The 22,047-nt window shown below is 71.0% G+C and carries 19 protein-coding genes and 1 riboswitch; of the genes, 6 read left to right on the forward strand and 13 right to left on the reverse strand.

The window, feature by feature from the left end:
- Position 1 precedes the first annotated feature (1 nt).
- The 6 genes from ACZ4UU_RS38600 to ACZ4UU_RS38625 form a co-directional block, all read right to left on the reverse strand.
- Positions 2 to 304 carry a hypothetical protein gene (locus tag ACZ4UU_RS38600; RefSeq protein WP_471908091.1) on the reverse strand — a complete coding sequence of 101 codons (303 nt, stop codon included), beginning with the start codon at positions 302 to 304 and terminating at the stop codon, positions 2 to 4.
- Between the two features lie 108 nt (positions 305 to 412).
- Entirely contained in the window at positions 413 to 1,465 is a 1,053-nt protein-coding gene (locus tag ACZ4UU_RS38605) for a Clp protease N-terminal domain-containing protein (protein ID WP_471908092.1), read from the reverse strand.
- A gap of 248 nt (positions 1,466 to 1,713) precedes the next feature.
- Positions 1,714 to 2,364, reverse strand: a complete 651-nt coding sequence (locus ACZ4UU_RS38610; protein WP_471908093.1) for a thymidine kinase — start codon at positions 2,362 to 2,364, stop codon at positions 1,714 to 1,716.
- 45 nt (positions 2,365 to 2,409) lie between these two features.
- Positions 2,410 to 3,603 carry an alkaline phosphatase family protein gene (locus tag ACZ4UU_RS38615; RefSeq protein WP_471908094.1) on the reverse strand — a complete coding sequence of 398 codons (1,194 nt, stop codon included), beginning with the start codon at positions 3,601 to 3,603 and terminating at the stop codon, positions 2,410 to 2,412.
- Positions 3,603 to 4,190, reverse strand: coding sequence for a DUF5998 family protein (locus ACZ4UU_RS38620; protein ID WP_471908095.1), 588 nt, complete (start codon positions 4,188 to 4,190; stop codon positions 3,603 to 3,605). Before ACZ4UU_RS38620 ends, ACZ4UU_RS38615 begins: the two co-directional genes overlap by 1 nt.
- A 52-nt stretch (positions 4,191 to 4,242) precedes the next feature.
- The gene (locus ACZ4UU_RS38625; protein WP_471908096.1) at positions 4,243 to 7,089 is read right to left on the reverse strand and encodes a bifunctional acetate--CoA ligase family protein/GNAT family N-acetyltransferase; all 2,847 of its coding nucleotides are present in this window, start codon (positions 7,087 to 7,089) and stop codon (positions 4,243 to 4,245) included.
- 178 nt (positions 7,090 to 7,267) lie between these two features.
- On the opposite strand from ACZ4UU_RS38625, the gene ACZ4UU_RS38630 reads away from it, so the two are divergent.
- Positions 7,268 to 7,549, forward strand: a complete 282-nt coding sequence (locus tag ACZ4UU_RS38630; protein ID WP_016432192.1) for an HPr family phosphocarrier protein — start codon at positions 7,268 to 7,270, stop codon at positions 7,547 to 7,549.
- A gap of 217 nt (positions 7,550 to 7,766) precedes the next feature.
- Here the strand turns inward: ACZ4UU_RS38630 and ACZ4UU_RS38635 are convergent, their stop codons facing one another.
- The 5 genes from ACZ4UU_RS38635 to ACZ4UU_RS38655 form a co-directional block, all read right to left on the reverse strand.
- Positions 7,767 to 8,459 carry a GntR family transcriptional regulator gene (locus ACZ4UU_RS38635; protein WP_471908097.1) on the reverse strand — a complete coding sequence of 231 codons (693 nt, stop codon included), beginning with the start codon at positions 8,457 to 8,459 and terminating at the stop codon, positions 7,767 to 7,769.
- A gap of 218 nt (positions 8,460 to 8,677) precedes the next feature.
- Positions 8,678 to 9,463 carry a M23 family metallopeptidase gene (locus tag ACZ4UU_RS38640; RefSeq protein ID WP_471908098.1) on the reverse strand — a complete coding sequence of 262 codons (786 nt, stop codon included), beginning with the start codon at positions 9,461 to 9,463 and terminating at the stop codon, positions 8,678 to 8,680.
- 12 nt (positions 9,464 to 9,475) lie between these two features.
- A riboswitch (cyclic di-AMP (ydaO/yuaA leader) is annotated at positions 9,476 to 9,639 on the reverse strand.
- A 249-nt stretch (positions 9,640 to 9,888) separates the two neighbouring features.
- A complete protein-coding gene (locus tag ACZ4UU_RS38645; protein WP_471908099.1) occupies positions 9,889 to 11,277 on the reverse strand; it encodes a M16 family metallopeptidase in 1,389 nt (462 codons plus the stop codon).
- The gene (locus ACZ4UU_RS38650) at positions 11,274 to 12,626 is read right to left on the reverse strand and encodes a M16 family metallopeptidase (RefSeq protein WP_471908100.1); all 1,353 of its coding nucleotides are present in this window, start codon (positions 12,624 to 12,626) and stop codon (positions 11,274 to 11,276) included. Before ACZ4UU_RS38650 ends, ACZ4UU_RS38645 begins: the two co-directional genes overlap by 4 nt.
- 103 nt (positions 12,627 to 12,729) lie before the next feature.
- Positions 12,730 to 13,005 carry a hypothetical protein gene (locus ACZ4UU_RS38655; protein ID WP_471908101.1) on the reverse strand — a complete coding sequence of 92 codons (276 nt, stop codon included), beginning with the start codon at positions 13,003 to 13,005 and terminating at the stop codon, positions 12,730 to 12,732.
- Positions 13,006 to 13,385: 380 nt separating this feature from the next.
- Here ACZ4UU_RS38655 and ACZ4UU_RS38660 point away from each other — a divergent pair, with 380 nt between their 5' ends.
- Entirely contained in the window at positions 13,386 to 15,842 is a 2,457-nt protein-coding gene (locus ACZ4UU_RS38660; protein WP_471908102.1) for a DNA gyrase/topoisomerase IV subunit A, read from the forward strand.
- A 24-nt stretch (positions 15,843 to 15,866) separates the two neighbouring features.
- Here the strand turns inward: ACZ4UU_RS38660 and ACZ4UU_RS38665 are convergent, their stop codons facing one another.
- On the reverse strand, positions 15,867 to 16,973 hold the full coding sequence (locus ACZ4UU_RS38665; RefSeq protein ID WP_471908103.1) for a CobW family GTP-binding protein: 1,107 nt from the start codon (positions 16,971 to 16,973) through the stop codon (positions 15,867 to 15,869).
- 322 nt (positions 16,974 to 17,295) lie between these two features.
- Between ACZ4UU_RS38665 and ACZ4UU_RS38670 the strand changes: the two genes are divergently transcribed.
- Both ACZ4UU_RS38670 and ACZ4UU_RS38675 read left to right on the forward strand, forming a co-directional pair.
- Positions 17,296 to 17,847: a DUF6082 family protein gene (locus ACZ4UU_RS38670; RefSeq protein WP_471908104.1), complete on the forward strand. Its 552-nt coding sequence runs from the start codon at positions 17,296 to 17,298 to the stop codon at positions 17,845 to 17,847.
- Positions 17,848 to 17,943: 96 nt separating this feature from the next.
- On the forward strand, positions 17,944 to 18,180 hold the full coding sequence (locus ACZ4UU_RS38675; RefSeq protein ID WP_107119957.1) for a hypothetical protein: 237 nt from the start codon (positions 17,944 to 17,946) through the stop codon (positions 18,178 to 18,180).
- 187 nt (positions 18,181 to 18,367) lie between these two features.
- Here ACZ4UU_RS38675 and ACZ4UU_RS38680 read toward each other — a convergent pair whose 3' ends face one another.
- On the reverse strand, positions 18,368 to 19,534 hold the full coding sequence (locus ACZ4UU_RS38680; protein WP_471908105.1) for a citrate synthase/methylcitrate synthase: 1,167 nt from the start codon (positions 19,532 to 19,534) through the stop codon (positions 18,368 to 18,370).
- A 140-nt stretch (positions 19,535 to 19,674) separates the two neighbouring features.
- Between ACZ4UU_RS38680 and ACZ4UU_RS38685 the strand changes: the two genes are divergently transcribed.
- Entirely contained in the window at positions 19,675 to 20,952 is a 1,278-nt protein-coding gene (locus ACZ4UU_RS38685; RefSeq protein WP_471908106.1) for a citrate synthase, read from the forward strand.
- A gap of 153 nt (positions 20,953 to 21,105) precedes the next feature.
- Positions 21,106 to 22,047 (forward strand): sucrase ferredoxin, encoded by a 942-nt coding sequence (locus tag ACZ4UU_RS38690; protein WP_471908107.1) that lies wholly within the window; start codon positions 21,106 to 21,108, stop codon positions 22,045 to 22,047.

Here is a 22,047-nt window from a genome sequence, read left to right on the forward strand (position 1 = left end):
CTCAAGAGCCGGCGCGGGACGCCACGCCGTCGAGGATCACAGACCACAGGCCGCACTGGCGGACGTGCCCCACCTCGCAGGTCAGCGGGAGTCCGGCGCCGGGCACAGGTCCGCGGTGCGCTTGCCGCCGCCCTAGGGGGTGTTTTGGTCGGCCGTGCTCGGCGACGAGGACGAACTGACCGCCATCGCGCTCCATGGCCTGTGCCCGGAAGCCGGTGACCACGCTCGCGTGGCCGGCCTCGACGGTCGCCTCGGCCCGCGGACCCAGCGCGCCACGGGCAGGCAGGCCGTCGGCGCCCAGCACAGGACTCCGGCAGCCCCGGCCCCGATCGCGCCTCCGTCCGGACCCGCCTCAGCGCCCCTGACCGCTCAGGCGGCAGACCTGTTGATGAAGCCGAGACCAAATGTCCCGTCAGCCGCCGGGAGCGGTGGTCAGCGCGTCGATCAACTGCCGGGCGCGGGTCTCCTCCCTCAGCAGTATCTCGACCAGGGGACCAGTGCCCGGATCGGACGCGGTTGCGCTGCCGGAGTCGGCCGACCTCACCGCGCTCGGCCCCGCGGCCTCATCGAGGTACTGCTCGACGGGCCGGGCGTCGGCCGCCAGACGGACGCGGTCACCGGTCAGAGCTCCGTGAACCAAGGCGTAGTCGATGCCCAGGCCGGCCAGCCGCTCACCGCCCGCGTACCGGGTGCCGCCAGTGGGGGCGCTCTCCGCCGCGAGATGCGGGTACCGGAGCGCGACCTCGTGGGTGGCCAGGATCGCCAGCAGGACATGCTCGGTGCCCACCACGCCGTGGCCGAGACGACGTGCCTGTTCGTACGTCTCCATTCGGACCCACCAGGCCGGTGTGGACGCCCAGTTGACCCCGCCGAGCTTGAGCAGCCACCGCTGCCAGAAGGGCATCCGGCGATAGTGGCCACGGCCGAGGAGAACGTCGCGGGTCGTATGCAGCAGGGGAGAAAGGCCGTCCTCCTGGCCCCCGGTGCCGCCGTCGAGGCGGACGCGTACGGCCTGTGGTGAGACGCCGCACGCGCCCAGCAGTTCCACCGCGCGGTTGTCCTCCTCCAGCAAGCTCCGCAGCAGATGAGCCGCGCCGAACTTCGCCGCGCCTTCCCGCTGCGCCTGTTCCATCGCCGCGGTCAGCGCCCTGGCAGCGGCGCCCGTGAAGCGGCCGCCTCGGTCACCGTCGTCCCCCAGCACGTCCTTCGCGGCAACGCTTGCCTCGACGTCGTCGGCACCGCTCCACGCACCGTCCCGGTCCATCCGGTCTCGCAGTACCGCCAACAGTGCGGTCCTGGTCGCCCCTTCGTCCGCGAGTGCCTCGCGCGCGGCACCCTTGGCAGTGGTAATGCCAGCCAGTAGATGCTCGGAACCGATGGCTCCGCCCTTGTCGGCCCCCTGGGCGCCACGGGCGGCCCCCAGGATTCCCACGACGCTCCAGTCGGGCTCCTTGATCGCTTCCATGCGGCCTTCCCCTGCTCGCTGATCCTGGCGTGCAGCCTCCCCTCCCGGAGGCGAACACCGCATCGCCCCAGAGACGGATCTCCTGGCGGCCCCCTGGACGTACGTGACTCAACTGAGGCTGTGTTCCTGGGGACAGCGCAGTTGCGGGACCTCGGTCCGCGGAACCGAGGGGACGTTTACGGCGTGTACGAGGAACCACCCGGGCGACGACGTGAGGATGGTTCGACGCGCCTCTCGCCGGTCAGCGGTCAAGTGGCCGTGATCGGCAGCACGTCCGGCGACAACACCGCTGCCCGCGCCGTGGCGCTCGTCATCCGCCGGCGGTGATGACGTCGGCAGAGCACCTCGTACCCGACCTCCGCCGCCGACTGAGCCACGTCGCCCACGACGACCTGCTCCCCCTCGACGACCATCTCCCCACCCACGGTGCGTGCATTGTGCGTGGCCCGAGCACCGCACCAGCACATCGCCTCGACCTGCAAGGTCTCCAGGCGATCGGCAAGCTCGATCAGACGCTGGGAGCCAGGGAAGAGCCTCGTCCGGAAGTCGGTGGTGATGCCGAACGCGAAGACGTCCAGTTCCAAGTCGTCCACGATCCGGGCCAGTTGGTCGATCTGCCCGGACGGCAGGAACTGGGCCTCGTCCACGATCACATAGTCGACCCGGCCACCCCGAGACAGCTCCTCCACCACATATCCGTACAGATCCAGCCCCGGCCCGGCCTCCACCGCGTCGGTCACCAGCCCCAGACGCGACGACAACTTGCCCTCACCCGCACGGTCATCACGCGTGAAGATCAGTCCCTGCAGACCACGCGCCGATCGATTGTGTTCGATTTGTAGCGCCAGAGTCGACTTCCCGCAGTCCATGGTTCCGGAGAAGAACACCAGCTCGGGCATGTTGAGTTGAGCACCTTTCGGCAACGAGGAGAACGGCGGGAGTCGTCAGGAGCGTACTTCGAGCAGGGGGACCAGTTGCTCGGCGGGGGTCATCGAACCGTGGTTGCCGACCATCGCCGACTCCTTCGGCTCGCGTTCGGACGCGATGATCAGCACGTCGTCCCGGGCGGCCGCGATCACGTCGCCGATCCGGTCGTACACCCGCTCGTCGATCCGCGGCCCGAACCAGCCCGCCTCGATCGCCTCGTCCCGGGAGGCCACCCAGAACTGCTCGCCGAGCACCTCGCGCCAGCAGGTCAGCACGTCGTTCGCGGCGCCCGGTACCGCGTAGACGTGCCGGGCCCGGCCCTCGCCGCCCAGCAGGGCGACGCCGGCGCGCAGCTCCCAGTCCTCGTCGAAGTCGATGCGGTGCTCCTCGTCGAAGGCCACGTCGATCATGCCGTGGTCGGCGGTGACGTAGAGCGCGCTGCGCGGTGGCAGCTGTTCGGCGAGGCGCTGGACGAGTCGGTCGACGTACATCAGCTGGCCGCGCCAGGTGTCGGAGTCGACGCCGTAGCGGTGGCCGGCTCCGTCGAGTTCGGCGTAGTACGTGTAGACCAGGGAGCGGTCACCGGCGGCCAGTTGCCCGGCGGCGAGGTCCATGCGGTCCTCGCCGGTCAGCCGCCCGAGGAACGTTCCGCCACTGAGCGCGACCTTGGTGAGCGGGGTGTTCTGGAAAGTGGGCGAGGACACCTGGGCGGCGTGCACGCCCGCCTGCTGTGCCAGCTGGAAGACGGTGGGGTACGGCTGCCAGACGCGCGGCGAGGTCCACGGGTTCCAGCGCAGCTGGTTCATCAGCTCGCCGGTCTCGGGGTTGCGCACGGTGTAGCCGGGCAGGCCGTGTGCGCCGGGCGGCAGGCCGGTGCCGACGGAGGCGAGGGACGTCGCGGTGGTCGCCGGGTAGCCGGCGGTGATCGGACGTCCGGTGCCGCCGCGCGAGCTGCTCAGGAGTGAGGTCATGAACGGCGCGTCCTCGGGGTGCGCCTTGAGCTGCTCCCAGCCGAGTCCGTCGATCAGGAACACGCAGTTGCGGTCGGCTGCGGTCAGCTCGGGGATCGCGGCGGTCATCTCCGGTACGGCCATGCCCGCGGCCAGCGTGGGCAGCAGGTCGGCGAGCGAGCCGCCGCCGTACTCGGGGACGGGCGCGGAGTGGACGGCGAGGGGTTCCGGGTGGGCGTCCCAGGCGGTGGGCTGCACCATCAGCGAGTGAGGTCCGCGGTCGCCTCGGACAGCGACTGGGCGAAGGCAAGGGCCTGGCGGACGGTCTCGGGGCCGTCGCCGGCCTCGCTGACCCGGAGGCTGAGGTCGTCGGCCGTCGAGCTGCCGGTGTAGCCGTGGTCGGCCTCGCAGTTGGGGTCGCCGCAGGCGGCGGGCTCCAGGTCGATACGGGAGACGGCGCCCCACCCGATGGTCAGCACGACCTCGCGGGGCAGCGTGCCCGGCTTGTACTTCTCCGGGTTGGCGACGACACGGCTGACGACGACCGAGGAGATCCGGCCGATCTTCACCGACTCGGTGGAGGTGGTGGCGTACGGCGTCGGGGAGGTGCTGTCCGCGGCCTGCTCGTCGGTGTGGCTGACGATGAAACGGTTGCCGGTGAGGACGAGGACGGTCACATGCCGCCGCACCTCGTTCTGGTCGAACGTCGTCTCCTGGTGGACCAGGTACGACCGGATGGGCTCGCCGCCCACGGCGGCCTCCACCGCCTCGGCCACGAGGGCCGGGTAGTAGCCGCTGCGCTCGATCGCCGCACGCAGCCCCTGGGTCGTCGTACTGGTCTTGGCCATGACGCCCATCCTACGGGGGCGCACTGACTGCGAGGCACCGCTCAGGGCGGTCTCAGTACGTGGGCAGCGTCCTCGGTCCGAGGTCGTCGCGGGCCGGCGGCGGGGCGAGGCGTACGGAGGCGCCGAGCACGCTCAGGCCGTGGGTGGCGACGACGACCGGCTCCAGGGTGACCGCGACGACCTCGGGGTGGTCGTCGACCAGCCGCGACACCCTCAGCAGCAATTCCTCCAGCGCAGGGGTGTCCACGGGCTCGGAGCCGCGCCAGCCGAACAGGAGCGGTGCCGTCCGGATCGAGCGGATGATCGAGGTGGCCTCGCGGTCGGTGACCGGGATGAGCCGGTGCGCCATGTCGCCGAGCAGCTGTGAGGCGGCCCCGGCGAGCCCGAAGGACAGCACGGCGCCGGCGGCCGGGTCGATCACGGCCCGTACGACGGTGTCGACGCCGCGCGGCGCCATGCTCTGCACGACCGGCCTCAGCTCCTCCGGCTTGCCGAACAGGTCGGTCAACTCCGCGTACGCCCGCCGCAGTTGCTCCTCGTCGGCGAGATCGAGCCGTACGCCACCGAGGTCGGCGCGGTGCCGCAGATGGGGGGCGGTGGCCTTCAGGGCGACGGGGTAGCCGAGGTTGTGGGCGGCGTCGGCGGCGGCGTCCGGAGTGGGGGCGTGCAGGGCGCGGTGGACCTGGATGCCGTACTTGCCGAGCAGGTCGGCGGTCTCGTCCGTGCCGAGCGTGAGGCCCTGCCCGCGCGCGAGGAGCCCGCCGATCAGCCGGGCGGCGCCCTTCTCGTCGATGTCGTCGTACTCGGGCACCCGGCCGGGGTCGGCGGCGTCGCGCCGCCACTGGGAGTACTTGACGGCTTCGGCGAGGGCGCGGACGGCTCGCTCGGCGGCGGGGTAGGCGGGGATGAGCCGGGGGGCGTCGTCGGCCGTGTCGGACGGGGCGGGCGGGGGGTCGGCCGGGAAGTCGAGAGGGCGGAACGGGTGGGCGCGGTTCGCGATGCCGGGCGCCGTGGTGACCGCCTGCGGTGCGGTGCTCGCCGCGGCCGACAGGGCCTCCGCGAGCCCGCCGAGCTCCACGTGCACGACCAGCACGGGCTTTCCCGGTACGCGCTCGGCCGCCGAGCGCAGGGCCTCCGCCAGCTCCGCGTCGCCGGTCGAGGCGCCTCCGATCGCCGGGATGGCGGTGACGACGATCGCGTCGCACGTCTCGTCGGCCAACGCGTGCGACAGCGCCTCGTGGAAGTCGGCCGCCGAGGCCCCGGTCGTCAGATCCAGCGGCGGCAACGGCCGCAGCCCTTCGGAGAGGCAGGCGTCGTAGGTCAGCAGGCCCAACGACTCGGAGTTCCCGAGGATCGCCACGCGCGGGCCGGCCGGCAGCGGCTGGCGGGCGAGCAGCAGCCCCGCGTCCACGAGTTCGGTGATCGTGTCCACCCGGATCACGCCGGCCTGCCGCAGCAGCGCGGACACCGTGGCGTGCGGCAGCCGGGTGGCCCGTACGGCGTGCCCCTGGGGCGCCGCGCCGCCGTGCCGTGCGCCCTGGACCACGACCAGCGGCTTCGCCGCCGCCGTGCGCCGGGCGAGGCGGGTGAACTTGCGGGGGTTGCCGATGGACTCCAGGTACATCAGCACGACGTCGGTGTCCGGGTCGTCGTACCAGTACTGGAGGACGTCGTTGCCGGACACGTCGGCCCGGTTGCCCGACGAGACCAGGGTCGACACGCCTGTGACTCCGGTCACGCCACCGCCCCGGCGGTGCAGCCGGGACAGCAGGGCGATGCCGATCGCGCCGGACTGGGCGAACAGGCCGATCCGGCCGGGGCGGGGCATCTCGGGTGCCAGGGAGGCGTTGAGGCGTACGTCGGCGGAGGTGTTGATGATCCCGAACGCGTTCGGCCCGATGATGCGCATGCCGTACGCGCGCGCGTGCCGGACGAGTTCACGCTGCCGCTCCCGGCCGTCGGGCCCGCTCTCGGCGTACCCGGCGGAGAGCACGACCAGCCCCTGCACACCGTGCTCGCCGCACTCGGTGACCACGTCGGGGACGTACTCGGCGGGCACAGCGACCACCGCGAGGTCGACCTGCTCGTCGATGTCCCGCATCGAGCGGTGCGCGGGGACTCCGTCGACTTCCTTGAGGTCCGCCGGGAACGCCCTGTTCACCGCGTAGAGCCGTCCTGTGAAATCGGCGTCCCTGATGTTGCCGAGGACACTGCGGCCCACGCCGCCGGGGGCGCGGCCGACGCCGATGACGGCGACCGAACCGGGCACCAGCAGTCGGCGTACGGACCGGGCCTCGGCGCGCTGCTCGCGCGCGTACTGCACGGCGAGCGAGCGGTCCGTCGGCTCCAGGTCGAACTCCAGACGCACGACGCCGTCCTCGAAGCTGCGCTTCTGGGTGTACCCGGCGTCCGTGAACACCTTGATCATCTTGGTGTTGGCGGGCAGCACCTCGGCGGCGAAGCGCCGGATGCCGCGCTCGCGGGCGACGGCGCCGATGTGTTCGAGCAGCGCTGAGGCGACGCCGCGCCCCTGGTGGGCGTCCTGGACGAGGAAGGCGACCTCGGCCTCGTCGGCGGGTGCGGACGCGGGCATTCCGTCGGCGCCGATCCGGTCGTAGCGTACGGTGGCGATGAACTCGCCGCCCACCGTGGCCGCGAGTCCCACCCGGTCCACAAAGTCGTGGTGCGTGAAGCGGTGGACGTCCTTCGCGGACAGTCGCGGGTAGGGCGCGAAGAAGCGGTAGTACTTCGACTCGTCCGACACCTGCTCGTAGAAGCTGACCAGACGCTCGGCGTCATCAACGGTGATGGGGCGGACGCGTGCGGTGCCGCCGTCGCGCAGCACCACGTCGGCTTCCCAGTGGGCGGGGTACTCGTGCCGGTCCGAGGCGCTCTGCATGGGGCCCAGAGTACGGCTCGCGTACGACAACGGCGCGAGGCAGTCTGTGGAGGACGCATGTCGGGTCGAGGCCGCGACCCGACGGTCACCTCGGGAGGGACGTTTTGTCCCTCCCGGCGGGCTTCACGGGTGTGGGAAACTGGTCTAGACAACCCTGAACACCGAAGGGCAGCATCACATGGCTGAGCGCCGCGTCAACGTCGGCTGGGCCGAGGGCCTTCACGCCCGCCCCGCTTCCATCTTCGTCCGGGCCGCCACGGCCGCAGGTATCCCGGTGACGATCGCCAAGGCCGACGGCAACCCCGTCAACGCGGCCTCCATGCTGGCCGTGCTGGGCCTGGGCGCCCAGGGCGGCGAGGAGATCGTCCTCGCCTCCGACGCCGAGGGTGCGGACGCCGCCCTCGACCGGCTGGCGAAGCTGGTCTCCGAGGGCCTCGAGGAGCTGCCCGAGACGGTCTGAAGGACCTGAGCGGGACTCCGTGGCAAACGGTGAAGCCGCGTCCGCCTTTTCGGCGGGCGCGGCTTCGCTGTTTCGGCGGGCGCGGCTTCGCTGTTTCGAGCAGAGCAGGCCGCGGCTTTTCCGGCGACGGGTGACCGAAATGGCTCACGGCACGCCTGAAAAGGGCAGCGGAAATACACCGCCGCCGAATATCTCCTCTTTGTATACGGCGCCCGTGTTAATGCCGCAGGCTCGGCATGTTTACGGGATGTTGCGAATTCCTCACACGCTCGGCGCGATCACCGGAGCCGAACCGCAGCCGGTGCGCGCCCATCGCGCGCTCGGCATGCAGGGCCGTGACGCCCCGGGCGCGCTCCCCGTCGCCGCGCGCCACCGCGTCCACGATCGCGCCGTGCTCGGTCCAGGACTCCACCGGGTCGACCGGCGCCTCCACGGCGTACATCCAGGCGATCTTGTGGCGCAGCTGGGTCAGCATCGAGGCCAGCGCGGGGCTTCCGGAGGCCTGGGCCAGCGTTTCGTGGAACCAGCCGCCGAGCGAGCGCAGGTCCTCGCTGTTGCCCCGCCTGGCCCGTTCCTGGCCCAGCCTGACCAGGCCACGCAGGACCTTCAGATGGGCCTCGGTGCGCCGCTGGGCGGCCCGGGCGGCGCCGAGCGGCTCCAGCAGCGTGCGCATCTCCAGCAGGTCGGCGGCCTCCTGCTCGGTCGGTTCGGCGACGCACGCGCCCGCGTGCCGCCGGGTCACCACGAAGCCCTCCGCCTCCAGGGTCCGCAGGGCCTCGCGCACGGGGACGCGGGAGACGCCATAGCGGCGGGCGAGGAGTTCCTCGGTGAGCCGGCCGCCGCGCTCGTAGACGCCGGCGACGATGTCGTCCCGGATCGCGGTGCATACCGAGTGCGCCGGAATACGCATGACCGACCTCCGCCTTAATCCCCGTGAAACGTCGACGAATGACGTGTGTTCAGTGACTCTATTGCAACCGGCCGGAATTTCCGACGGCGGGCCGGAATCCATGGATATTTTTTGGTCAGCCGATCGTCCGGGAAACGCCGAAAGCCCCGGCTCGGGAGCCGGGGCTTCGGGGAGGCTCAGCTGCGGGAAGCGGAGCTTCGGGTGGGGCGCGGGAGACGTCAGACGTTCACGCCGTGCGAGCGGAGGTAGGCGACGGGGTCGATGTCGGAGCCGTACTCGGCGGTCGTGCGGGCCTCGAAGTGCAGGTGCGGTCCGGTGACGTTGCCGGTGGCGCCGGACAGGCCGATCTGCTGGCCCGGCGTGACGGTCTGGCCGACGGAGACGCCTATGGACGACAGGTGGCCGTACTGGGTGTACGTACCGTCGTTCATCTTGATCACGATGTTGTTGCCGTAGGCCCCGCCCCAGCCGGCCTCCACGACGGTGCCGGAGCCGACCGCGTGGACGGAGGTGCCGCTGGCGGCGTGGAAGTCGACGCCGGTGTGGCTGCCGGACGACCAGACGGCGCCACCGGCCTTGTAACCCGTGGAGACGTACGAGCCGGAGATCGGGGCGACGTAGGACAGCAGGCGCTTGCGCTCGGCCTCTCGGGCGGCGCGCTCCTCGGCCTCGCGCTCCTGCTTGGCCTTCTCGGCCGCCTTCTTGCGCGCGGCCTCCTCGGCGGCCTGCTTGAGGGCCGCGGCCTCCTGGGCGGCCTGCTTCTGGGCGGCGGCCTGGGCATCGATCTGGTCGGCGAGCGTGTCGTCGACGGTGATGACGGGGATGAGGCCGGTCTGCTCGGCGGCGGGTTCGGCGGCGAGCGCCGGGGCGGCCAGGGTGCCTATGACGCCGGTGGCGGTGAGCGCGGCGACGCCCGCCGCGCGGGCGGTGGTGCGCTCGAACCGGCCGGGGCGACGGTGCTTCCCGGAGGCGCGGTTCTTCCCGGTGGCGCAGGTGAACGCCATGTAGTGGCTGATCCTTTCCTTCCCTCTCGCCTACCGGGTTAGCTGACGGGTTCGGAGCAGGAAGGTCTCCTACGGACCCCCTCGCGGCTGCGCGGGCGTCCGATTCACCCCAGGGACTGCGATGGGTCCCCGGCTCCCCTGGCTCGCGCCGTACGGGGACTCGGCGATGGCTGTCCGGTGCCGCGGGCGCGGCGCACTGCCTGACGGACAGCCCGGAAGACGCTAAGCGGGGCGACTTTCAATCCCCAAACGGATCGCGGCTTTTGTAGCGCATCCCACAGGTCAGACAGGCAACCTCTCCCCCAATTCGGGCATAAAGGGGCCCTGGTGACTTGGAAGTCACCAGGGCCCCTCACGCGCGCGTGCCGTCGCCCGGCGCGGCTGTCCGACCTCTGCTCGGTCCGCTACGGGACCTCCGAGGTCCTCTACTCGGCCGCCACGACGCTGACTTCGCCGATGCCGAGGGCCTCGACGGGCTCGCGGATCGCGGCCGCGTCGCCGACCAGGATCGTCACCAGCCGGTCCACCGGGAAGGCGCTCACGGCCGCGGCCGTGGCCTCGACGGTGCCGGTCGCGGCAAGCTGCTGGTACAGCTTCGCCTGGAAGTCGTCGGGCAGGTGCTGCTCGACCTGGTCGGCCAGCGTGTTCGCCACGGAGGCGGCCGTCTCGTACTTCAGCGGCGCCACCCCGACGAGGTTCTGCACGGCGAAGTCCCGCTCGGCGTCGGTGAGCCCCTCGGCGGCGACCCCGCGCAGGACCTTCCAGAGGTCGTCCAGCGCCGGACCGGTGTTCGGGGTGTCGACGGAGCCGCTGATGGCGAGCATCGCCGCGCCCGTGCCGTCCGGCGCGGAGCGCAGGACCTGGCCGAACGCACGCACACCGTAGGTGTAGCCCTTCTCCTCGCGCAGGACCTTGTCCAGGCGGGACGTGAGGGTGCCACCGAGGCAGTACGTGCCGAGCACCTGCGCGGGCCACACACGATCGTGCCGGTCCGGGCCGACACGGCCGATCAGCAGCTGCGTCTGCACGGCACCCGGGCGGTCCACGATGACGACGCGCCCTTTGTCGTCCGCGGTCACCGGCGGGACCGGGCGGGGCTGGGCCGGGGAGCCGGTCCAGGCGCCCAGGGTGTCGCCCAGCAGCACGTCGAGGTCGACACCGGTGAGGTCGCCGACGACCACGACGGTGGAGGTGGCGGGGCGTACGTGCCGCTCGTAGAAGGCGCGTACGGCCGCGGAGTCGATGCCGGCGACGGTGTCCTCGGTGCCCTGGCGCGGGCGGGACATGCGCGAGGTCGCCGGGAACAGCTGCTTGGAGAGCTCCTTCGCGGCGCGGCGCGAGGGGTTGGCCAGCTCGTGCGGGATCTCGTCGAGGCGGTTGCGCACCAGGCGCTCGACCTCGGCGTCGTCGAACGCGGGTGCCCTGAGCGCGTCGGCGAGCAGCCCCAGCGCCTTCGGCAGCCGGGAGACGGGCACCTCGAGGCTGACGCGGATGCCGGGGTGGTCGGCGTACGCGTCGAGCGTGGCGCCGCAGCGCTCAAGCTCGGCGGCGAACTCCTCGGCGGTGTGCTTGTCGGTGCCCTCGGAGAACGCGCGCGCCATGATCGTCGCAATGCCGTCCAGGCCCTTCGGTTCGGCGTCCAGGGGCGTGTCCAGGAGCACCTCGACGGCGATGACCTGCTGGCCGGGGCGGTGGCAGCGCAGGACCGTCAGGCCGTTGTCCAGCTCGCCGCGCTCGGGCGCCGGGAACGCCCAGGGCCGGGCCTGGCCGGCCTGGGGCTGCGGGTGGAACTCCATGCTGGCGAGCTCGGTCACTGCGCCGACTCCTCGTTCTCGTCGGTGGGGGCTTGCGCGTCCTCGGCCTCGTCGGCGACCGGCTCGTACACGAGCACCGCGCGGTTGTCGGGACGCAGCCGGGCCTTGGCGACCGCCTGGACCTCCTCGGCGGTGACGGCGAGGACGCGCTGTACGGCGGTGAAGGCGAGCAGCGGGTCGCCGAACAGGACGGCGTAGCGGCACAGTTCGTCGGCGCGGCCCGCGACGGTGCCGAGCCGGTCCAGCCACTCGCGCTCCAGCTGGGCCTGCGCGCGCTCCATCTCCTCGGCGGTGGGGCCGTCCGCCGCGAACCGGGCGAGCTCCTCGTCGACGGCCGCCTCGATGACGGGCACCTCGACATCGCCGGAGGTCTTCACGTCCAGCCAGCCCAAGGAGGGCGCGCCGGCCAGCCGCAGCAGGCCGAAGCCGGCCGCCACGGCCGTACGGTCGCGGCGGACCAGTCGGTTGTAGAGGCGGGAGGATTCGCCGCCGCCGAGGACCGTCAGCGCCAGGTCGACCGCGTCGCACTCGCGCGTGCCGTCCTGCGGGAGCCGGTAGGCGGCCATCATCGCGCGCGCGGGAACGTTCTCCTCCACGACTTCGCGCAGCTGCTCGCCGATGATGTCCGGCAGCGATCCGTCGCGCGGCTCGGGCTTGCCGTCGTGTCCCGGGATGGAGCCGAAGTACTTCTCGACCCAGGCGAGCGTCTGCTCCGGGTCGATGTCGCCGACGATCGACAGCACGGCGTTGTTGGGCGCGTAGTAGGTGCGGAAGAACGCGCGGGCGTCCTCCAGGCTGGCCGCGTCCAGGTCGGCCATCGAGCCGATCGGCGTGTGGTGGTAGGGGTGGCCGTCGGGGTACGACAGGGCCGTCAGCTTCTCGAACGCCGTGCCGTAGGGGACGTTGTCGTAGCGCTGGCGGCGCTCGTTCTTGACGACGTCGCGCTGGTTCTCCAGGCCCTCCTCGTCGAGGGCCACCAGGAGGCTGCCCATGCGGTCGGCCTCCAGCCACAGCGCGAGCTCCAGCTGGTGGGCGGGCATGGTCTCGAAGTAATTGGTGCGCTCGAAGCTGGTGGTGCCGTTCGGCGAGCCGCCCGCGCCCTGGACGAGCTCGAAGTGGCCCGTGCCCTTCACACTGTTCGATCCCTGGAACATCAGGTGCTCGAAGAGGTGGGCGAGTCCGGTACGGCCCTTGACCTCGTGGCGGGAGCCGACGTCGTACCAGAGACAGACCGCGGCGACCGGCGTGAGGTGGTCCTCGGAGAGCACCACGCGCAGGCCGTTGGCCAGGCGGTGCTCCGTCGCGGTGAGGCCGCCGGATTGTGCCTCCGGTGTGGCCGTGTGACCCATGGGCAAGGTGTCCTTCCGGTCGCGTGCACTGCGTTGTGCCGAGTAGTTCGGCTTCAGTTCCTGCCACTGTATGCAGCGTCCGAAGGGTCGGCGAAGTTCCCGGTCAGAACGCCGTGCCCGGACGGCGGTGAAGGCGAGCCGGGGACGCCGTGCGCGACGGCCGTCGGGGCTCGGTCCGCCGCGCGCCGACCTGCATCATGCCGAGGGCTACCGCCACCCCCGTCAGCCCGTCCTTCGAGCGGTTGCCCGCCGGCTCGGGGAAGGCGTCGGAGCAGCGGCTCAGCAGCTCGGCGGCGGGGGCGAGATCGACGGCGAGCGCCGCTGTACGGGTCTGTTCTCCTCTCTCCTCGGCCGCCACCCGGCACGGCGGCCGGCGCATCGTCCTCACCCTCACGTGCCGTATCCCCGTCGAGCGGGGAGGGCCACCCGCGCTCCGGCCGTGCTCGCGGCACCGATCCGGGCTCGTCCTGCCCACGACCTGGGAGTGTGCCCGGCGATCACCCCGCCGAGTGAACGGTCTCGCGGCGCGCGCTTGCCTTCGGTGCCGCCGCTCGCAAGCGCGGCCACGGCCCGGGCGGTTCGCACTCCGTCCGCCCCCTGTGTCGCGGGGGAGGCCGTACGTCGGCGACACTTCTCCGACGGCGGGCCGGAGCCCAACATCGGGTCCTGGTCCGTGGTTGTCAGTGCCGCGGTCCACAATGGTCCGCGTCAGATACCGCAAAACGCTCGAGCGACCAGAAACCTAAGGAGCCGGCAGCGATGGCCCGCCGCAGCACGAAGAACCCGCCGCCCGACGACTCGTACGAGGAGAAGATCCTCGACATCGACGTCGTCGACGAGATGCAGGGCTCCTTCCTCGAGTACGCGTACTCGGTCATCTACTCCCGCGCCCTGCCGGACGCCCGCGACGGCCTCAAGCCGGTGCACCGCCGCATCGTCTATCAGATGAACGAGATGGGTCTGCGCCCCGACCGCGGCTATGTGAAGTGCGCCCGCGTCGTCGGCGAGGTCATGGGTAAGTTGCATCCGCACGGCGACGCGTCGATCTACGACGCCCTGGTGCGCATGGCCCAGCCCTTCTCCATGCGCGTCCCCCTGGTCGACGGCCACGGCAACTTCGGTTCGCTGGGCAACGACGACCCGCCGGCCGCCATGCGGTACACCGAGTGCCGGCAGGCCGCGGCGACCAGCCTGATGACGGAGTCGATCGACGAGGACACGGTCGACTTCACCCCCAACTACGACGGCCAGGAGCAGGAGCCGGTGGCGCTGCCCGCCGCCTTCCCGAACCTCCTCGTCAACGGCGCCTCCGGCATCGCCGTCGGCATGGCCACGAACATGCCGCCGCACAACCTCTCCGAGGTCATCGCGGCCGCCCGCCACCTGATCCGCTACCCGAGCGCGGATCTGGACGCGCTGATGAAGCACGTCCCGGGCCCCGACCTGCCGACCGGCGGCCGGGTCGTCGGCCTCTCCGGCATCCGGGACGCGTACGAGACGGGCCGCGGCACCTTCAAGATCCGCGCGACCGTGTCCGTGGAGACGGTGACCGCCCGCCGCAAGGGCATCGTCATCACCGAACTGCCCTTCACGGTCGGTCCGGAGAAGGTGATCGCCAAGATCAAGGACCTCGTCGGGTCGAAGAAGCTCCAGGGCATCGCCGACGTCAAGGACCTCACCGACCGCGAGCACGGCCTGCGCCTGGTCATCGAGATCAAGAACGGCTTCGTGCCGGAGGCCGTCCTGGAGCAGCTGTACAAGCTGACGCCGATGGAGGAGTCCTTCGGCATCAACAACGTGGCGCTGGTCGACGGACAGCCCCTCACCCTCGGCCTCAAGGAGCTCCTGGAGGTCTACCTCGACCACCGCTTCGAGGTCGTGCGGCGGCGCAGCGAGTTCCGCCGCACCAAGCGTCGCGACCGGCTGCACCTGGTCGAGGGCCTGCTCACGGCGCTGGTGGACATCGACGAGGTCATCCGGCTGATCCGGTCCAGCGAGAATTCCGCGCAGGCGAAGGAGCGCCTGATGGAGCGCTTCTCGCTGAGCGAGGTCCAGACGCAGTACATCCTCGACACGCCGCTGCGCCGGCTCACCAAGTACGACCGCATCGAGCTGGAGGCGGAGAAGGACCGGCTCAACGAGGAGATCGCCGAGCTGACGCGGATCCTGGAGTCGGACGCGGAACTGCGCAAGCTGGTCTCCGCCGAACTGGCCTCGGTGGCCAAGAAGTTCGGCACCGAGCGCCGTACGGTCCTGCTGGAGTCGGCGGGGGCGCCACTGCCCACCGCGTCGCTGCAGGTGGCGGACGACCCGTGCCGGGTGCTGCTGTCCTCGACGGGACTGCTGGCCCGTACGGCGAACGGCGACCCGTTCGCGGAGGACGGCGAGGCCAAGCGCTCCAAGCACGACGTGATCGTCTCGGCGGTGCCGGCCACGGCCCGCGGTGAGGTGGGCGCGGTGACGTCCACGGGCCGACTGCTGCGGATCAACGTCATCGATCTGCCGCAGCTGCCGGAGACGGCGTCGAGACCGAACCTCTCGGGCGGTGCGCCGCTGTCTGAGTTCGTCTCCCTGGAGGGCGCCGAGACCCTGGTCTGTCTGACCACGCTCGACGAGTCGTCGCCGGGCCTGGCGATCGGAACCGAGCAGGGTGTCGTCAAGCGTGTGGTGCCCGACTATCCGTCCAACAAGGACGAGTTGGAGGTCATCACTCTGAAGGAGGGCGACCGGATCGTCGGCGCGGTCGAGCTGCGCACCGGTGAGGAGGACCTGGTCTTCATCACGGACGACGCCCAGCTGCTGCGCTATCAGGCCTCGCAGGTCCGCCCGCAGGGCCGCGCGGCCGGCGGTATGGCGGGCATCAAGCTGACGGATGGCGCGAAGGTGATCTCCTTCACGGCGGTGGACCCGGCGGCCGACGCGGTGGTGTTCACGGTGGCGGGCTCGCGCGGCACGCTGGACGACTCGGTACAGACGACGGCCAAGATGACCCCGTTCGACCAGTACCCCCGCAAGGGTCGCGCGACCGGTGGTGTGCGCTGCCAGCGGTTCCTGAAGGGCGAGGACTGTCTGTCCCTGGCCTGGGCGGGCGCCGTCCCGGCACGGGCCGCGCAGAAGAACGGCACCCCGGCCGACCTCCCGGACATCGATCCGCGCCGCGACGGCTCGGGCGTGTCACTCGGGAAGACGGTGTCGGTGGTGGCCGGTCCGGTCTAGGACCTGTCGGGCGGGGATCAAGCCCTAGTCCGCCAAGTCCTCCTGGGAGGCGGAGGCCTCTTCCGCCGCCTCCGGTACGTACCGCAGCACGCCCCACATGCCGTGTTCGTCGGCGTGTGGGGCATCGCTCTTGCAGGCCTCCAGCTCCTTGCCGAGCGCGGAGGCGTCGATGCCGGAGCCGATGAGGACCAACTGGGTGAGACGCGCGTCGGCGGCGTTCCACCGCTCCGGGTAGAAGCGCAGGAAGCGGCCGACGGCGTGGAGGACATAGCGGTTGGCGGTGTCGTGTGGGCCGAAGTCGACGTACCCCTTGATCCGGTACAGCCCGTCGGGCCTGCTGTCCAGAAACCCCATCAAGCGGCGTGGATCAAGGGGGACTTCGGAGACGAAGGACAGGCTGTCGTAGCCGGTGTGCAGGTGCCCGTGATGGTCGCCGCCGTCCGAGTCGTCACCGGAGCCACCGGTGTGGTCATGCAGGTCATGCAAGTCATCGAAGGACAGCTGCCCGATGCGCTCCTCGCTGGGCCGGCAGTCGAAGAGGAACTCGGGGTCGATACGGCCGTAGGTGGCGGGGACGACGGCGGCCCGGTCGGTGAGCCCGCGGACCAGGCCGAGCACGCGGGCCCCGTCCGGCGCCCGGTCGAGCTTGTTGACCACGACGAGGTCGGCGAGGGCGAGGTGCCGGTCGATCTCGGGGTGCTTCGCGCGGGTGCCGTCGAACTCGGCGGCGTCGACCACCTCGACCAGACCGCCGTACACGATGCCCGGATGCTCACTGGCGAGCACCATGCGAACGAGCTCCTGCGGCTCGGCGAGCCCGCTGGCCTCGATGACGATGACGTCGATGCCGGTGGACGGGCGGGCGAGCCGCTCCAGGTAGACGTCGAGCTCACTGGCGTCGACGGCGCAGCACAGGCAGCCGTTCCCGAGGGAGAGGGTGGAGTCGCCGAGCGCGCCGGCGACGGCCATGGCATCGATCTCGATGGCGCCGAAGTCGTTGACGATGGCGCCGATGCGGGTGCCTCGGCTGCGGTGGAGGAGGTGGTTGAGCAGCGTCGTCTTACCGGAACCGAGGAATCCGGCGAGAACGACGACCGGGATCTGCTGCGGACCGGGGCTCGGCTGGCTCAACGTGCGACCTCTCTCACGCCGACGGGTGCACCGGCTCGCGGGTCGGCGCACATACGAAGGTTGAATGCCGCCCCAGGATACGAGCCGGAATAATCACCGCGAAGTGAACGATTGTTAGCAGCACTTGCCGGGCAGACGTTGGGCATGGCGCCGGAGTGTGCGACCCTCGCTTCCCTCCGTGCGCCTCCTCTCCGCCTCCCCGCCGATCAGAGCCGCTCGGCACTCTGGGAGACGGCAAGCGCCGCCCACCGCTCGCCGGTCCCCTCCAGTCGACCCGCACCCCGACGACCGGCGGACGGCCGCCTGATCGGGGGTAATTGACATGGCCACACGGAAATTCTCTGCGGGGAGGTTGGCCACCACCGCACTGGCTCTCCTCGCTGCCACCGCGAGCGCAGCGTTCACAGCGCGTCAACGGCGGGTGGAGGAGGCACGACTGCAGGAGAGGCAGCTGGAGCTCGAGGAACTGGCGATCCGCCGCAAGGCCCTGGCACATCAGCAGCGCATGCAGTGGGAGCTGCTGGCCAGGGCTATCGACGATCCCTCCCTCGCCGCGGTGATCGACACCTACGACAAGAGCATCCCTGCGGAGAGGCGCCGCCAGTTCTTCTACGCCAACGCCTGGTACGTCCATCTGTTCCACCTCTACCGGGCGGGAATCCTGGACCGGGAGGAGCTGTACCGGCATCTGCGGGAGTTCTTCCAGAGCCCGATCTTCCGTGAGTACTGGGAGGCGTCACAGCACATGCGCGCCTCCCTGAACGAGACATCCGAAGAAGCCCAGCTGGGGCACATGGTTGACGGTCTCGTCAGCGACCTCGACGAAGCCGACACGGACGAGTGGTGGGTCGTCGGCGATCCGCCCAACGACTGACCGGGTGACATTTTCGCCATCCAGCCACGGCGGAAACAGAATCACCAGTAACGTTCTCCCGACTACAATGCCCAGCCCTCGTAAGGACCAGTACCTTTGAAGATCGTGCGCCGCATCGGTGTGCCTCCAAGCGCCCGTGGCAGTAACTCAGGAGCTACCTGCCCGGACGTGTTCGAACTCAGCGACGGCAACTTCGCCGTCATCGGCACCGAGGCCACCGAGGCGCTTGACCCGGAACTGCCCGCCGATGCCGCCCGCGCCGACTACGAGCGCATCGTCATCGTCAGCCGGGAGACTCTCATCCGCGCCAAGGCAGATATCCCCGACGCCTGACACCACCGCACGAGCACGCGTCCACCCCAGACCCGTACCGTTGAGGCTCCCCGGCCGCGCGCAACCGTTGAGCGAGCCGGGCCACCGACCCGGCGAGCAGCCGGCACCCCGTGACTGCTCGATCCCCACCACCCGATGAGGCCTGGCGCCAGAACGGCACCAGGCCACACGTATGCCGGGCCCGATGTCAGGCAGCCGTCGGAACCCTCACCGGCGCCCCGGGCCCCACATACCGCGCCACCGGCCTGATGATCTTCGAGTCCTGTGCCTGCTCCAGGATGTTGGCACTCCAGCCCACGACCCGCGCGGCGGCGAACGTCGGTGTGAACATCTCGCGCGGCAGACCACAGAGTTCCATGACCACACCGGCGTAGAACTCGACGTTCGTGTGCAGCTCACGACCGGGTTTCAGCTCGGCGAGGATCGCCTCGACGCGACGTTCGACCTCCACCGCGAACTCGACGCGCGGGCCGCCGAAGCTCTGGGCGATCTCGCGCAGCATCCGGGACCGGGGGTCCTCGGTGCGGTAGACCGGGTGGCCGAAGCCCATGATGCGGTCGCCGGCGAGGACCCGTTCGCGGATCCAGGAGTCGATGCGGTCGGGTGTGCCGATCGCGTCCAGGGTGTCCAGCGCCCGGCTGGGCGCACCGCCGTGCAAGGGCCCCGACAGCGCGCCCACGGCGCCGACGAGGCACGCCGCGACATCCGCCCCCGTGGAGGTGATGACCCGAGCCGTGAAGGTTGACGCATTGAATCCGTGGTCAATGGTGGAGATCAAGTATTGCTCGACAGCCCTGGTCTGCCGTGGATCCGGCTCCGCCCCCGTCAACATGTACAGATAGTTCGCCGCGTACGACAGATCCTCGCGCGGCTGGACAGGATCAAGTCCCGCACCCAGCCGGTGCAGCGCGGTGAGCAGAGTCGGTACGGCCCCGGCCGCGACGAGGGTGTCCCGGCGGCGCGCATCGGCGTCGATGTCGTAGACCGGCCTAAAGCCCTGGGCCGCGCCGAGCAGGGAGAGCGCTGTGCGCAGGCCGGCCAACGGTCCGGACCCTCCGCCCGCCGCCGCGATGGCGGGGAGCGCGGCCCACACCTGGTCGGGCAGCCGCCGCAGCGCGGCGGTCTCGGCGGCGAAGGCGGCGGAGCGTCCGGCGTCCGGCAGCTCGCCGTGGACCAGGAGATGCCAGACGTCCTCGAAGGGGCGGGTCTGCGCAAGCTCCACGGCCGAGTACTGGCGGTAGTGGTAGAAGCCCTCGAGCCCTCGGACGTCGCCCACCTCGGTGTCGGTGACGATGACACCCGCCAGCCCGCGAGGTACCTCGACGAGCGCGGTTGTTGACCTGTTGACGGACATGATTCCTCCCTGGACTTGATTCGACTGTCCATGATTGACTGATTTTCTGTCAATATTGATCCGATCAACATTCGACATTCAAATCATTCTGCACATCAACCTCCGAAATCGATGTCCGACTTCCTGGATACGGTGACCCCATGCGCGATCAAGAGCCCGGCCCCGTCCCAACAGGGCGGCGACTGACCACCCAGGAAGCCGCCGAACGGCTCGGTGTGAAGCCCGAAACCGTGTACGCGTACGTGAGCCGTGGACACCTGAGCAGCCGCCGCGCGCCCGGCGGCCGGGGCAGCACCTTCGACGCCGAGGAAGTGGAGACGCTCGCCCGGCGCAACAGGCGGGAGAGCGCGGCCGGTTCGGGGGCGGCGGGCGAGTTGTCCGTCCGGACCCGCCTCACGTTGATCGACACGGACCGCTACTACTTCCGCGGCGTGGACGCGACCGAGCTGGCCGCCCGACACTCCTACGAGGAGGTGGCCGAGTGGCTGTGGACGGGTGAGTTGCACGCCGGTGTCACCTTCACCGCCCCCGAAATCTCCGTCACCGCCGCCCGTCGCGCGGTCGACGCCCTGTCCGAACACGTCGGCCCCACCGACCGGCTGCGGGTGGCGACCATCGCCGCCGCGACCGCTGACCCACTGCGCTTCGACCTGTCCGAGGAGGCCGTGCTCGGCACCGCGCGCGTCCTCATCCCGACCCTCGTCGCCTCCCTCAGGCCCGCGCGGTACACGCACGGCGACGAGGGCTCCATCGCTCAGCGCCTGTGGCGACAGCTGAGCGGACGGTCCGCCGACGAGGCCGCACTGCGCGTTCTGGACACCGCCCTCGCCCTGCTCGTCGATCATGACCTGGCCGCCTCGACCCTCGCCGTCCGGGTCGCCGCATCGGCCCGCGCCCACGCCTACGCCGCCGTCTCCGCCGGACTGGGTGTGATCGAGGGACCCCTGCACGGGGCGGCGAGCGGCCTCGCCCACAAACTGATCATGGAGGTGCTCGACCGGGGCGACGCGGGGCCCGTCATCGCCGAGGAGCTGCGGGCCGGCCGGAGCATCCCGGGGCTCGGTCACCGGCTCTACTCCGGCGAGGACCCACGCGCGCGTGTCCTGTTCGAGCTCCTGGAGGAGATCCCCCACTCCGCACCCGCCCTCGCCGCGGCCCGCGACATCGCCGCCACGGCGGCCCGCCACACCCCGCTGCACGCGAACATCGACCTGGCCCTGGGTGTGTTCACGGCGTCCTGCGGCATGTCCTACACGGCGGGCGAGACGATCTTCGCCGTGGCCCGCACGGCGGGCTGGATCGCCCACGCCCTGGAGGAGTACGGCGAGCGACCGCTGCGGATGCGACCGAGCGGGCACTACACGGGCCCGAAGCCGCCCCAACCACTACCGGAGCCCCAGCCGCTTCCGGCGGAGTAGGACGGGCGCGCCTCCGGCCCCGAGGGGGCGCACCCCGGAGCGGGAGAGGGGCGCACTACAGGCGCAGGACAGGTCTGGGCAGTCCCACCGGCCAGTCCCCGGACCTGACCCTCGACCCTCCACCGCCATCCAAGTCAGGTTAGGCTCACCTCTGTGAGTACGTGCTCAACCGTCTCGCAGGACCTCGCCGAGCCCATCGCGGGGACCGCGGCGACAGCGACGACCTGGCTGCTGGTGGAGCAGCCCGGCCCGTGGGGTGCCAAGGCACTCACGCAGAGCCACCTGGACCCGGTGCTGGGCCGAGCCCTGGAGACGGCCGCGAAGGGCACGGGCGTACGCGTCGCGCTGATCCGCCGCCCCGGCCGGCACGCCGACTGCGGCACCGCCGCCGAGCGACAGGTCTACGCGGCCCACACCGTGCCCGGGAACGTATGGCTGCGCGCCGCTACGATCACCGATCCCGAGCAGCTGCTGGAGCTGGACTTCGCCGCCCTTGGCATGGGTGACCACCACACCTTCGACTCGGCCCTCCAAGGGCGCCCCCACACAGGTGACCCCCTCGCCCTCGTCTGCACCAACGGCAAGCGGGACCGCTGCTGCGCACTCCTCGGGCGCCCCCTCGCGGCCGAGCTCGCCGCCTCCGGTGTGGAGGGCGTCTGGGAGGTCACTCATCTGGGTGGACACCGGTTCTCACCGACGCTGCTCGTGCTGCCGTACGGCTACGCGTACGGCCGGGCGCAGGCCCATGCGGTCAAGGAAGTCCTGCACGGCGTCCAGGAGGGCCGGATCGTCGTCGAGGGGTGTCGTGGGAACTCGGCCTGGGAGCGGCCCGCCCAGGCGGCCGAGCTGGCCGTGCGCAGGGCCATCGGCGAGGACGCCGCGCAGGCGCTGAGCGTCGTTCGGACAAGCGGCGCGGCCCCGCACTGGGAAGTGACGGTCGCCCACCGGGACGGACGCCACTGGCGGGTCGGCGTGGCACAGGGCACCTCCTTGCCGCCGCGCCCCGAGAGCTGCGGGTCCGTACTCGGCTCACCCGCGCGGATGGACGTGGTGACGGTGCGCGAACTCACGATGACGACGGCACTCGCAAGTTGA

This window comes from Streptomyces sp. NPDC028907 (assembly GCF_055564995.1).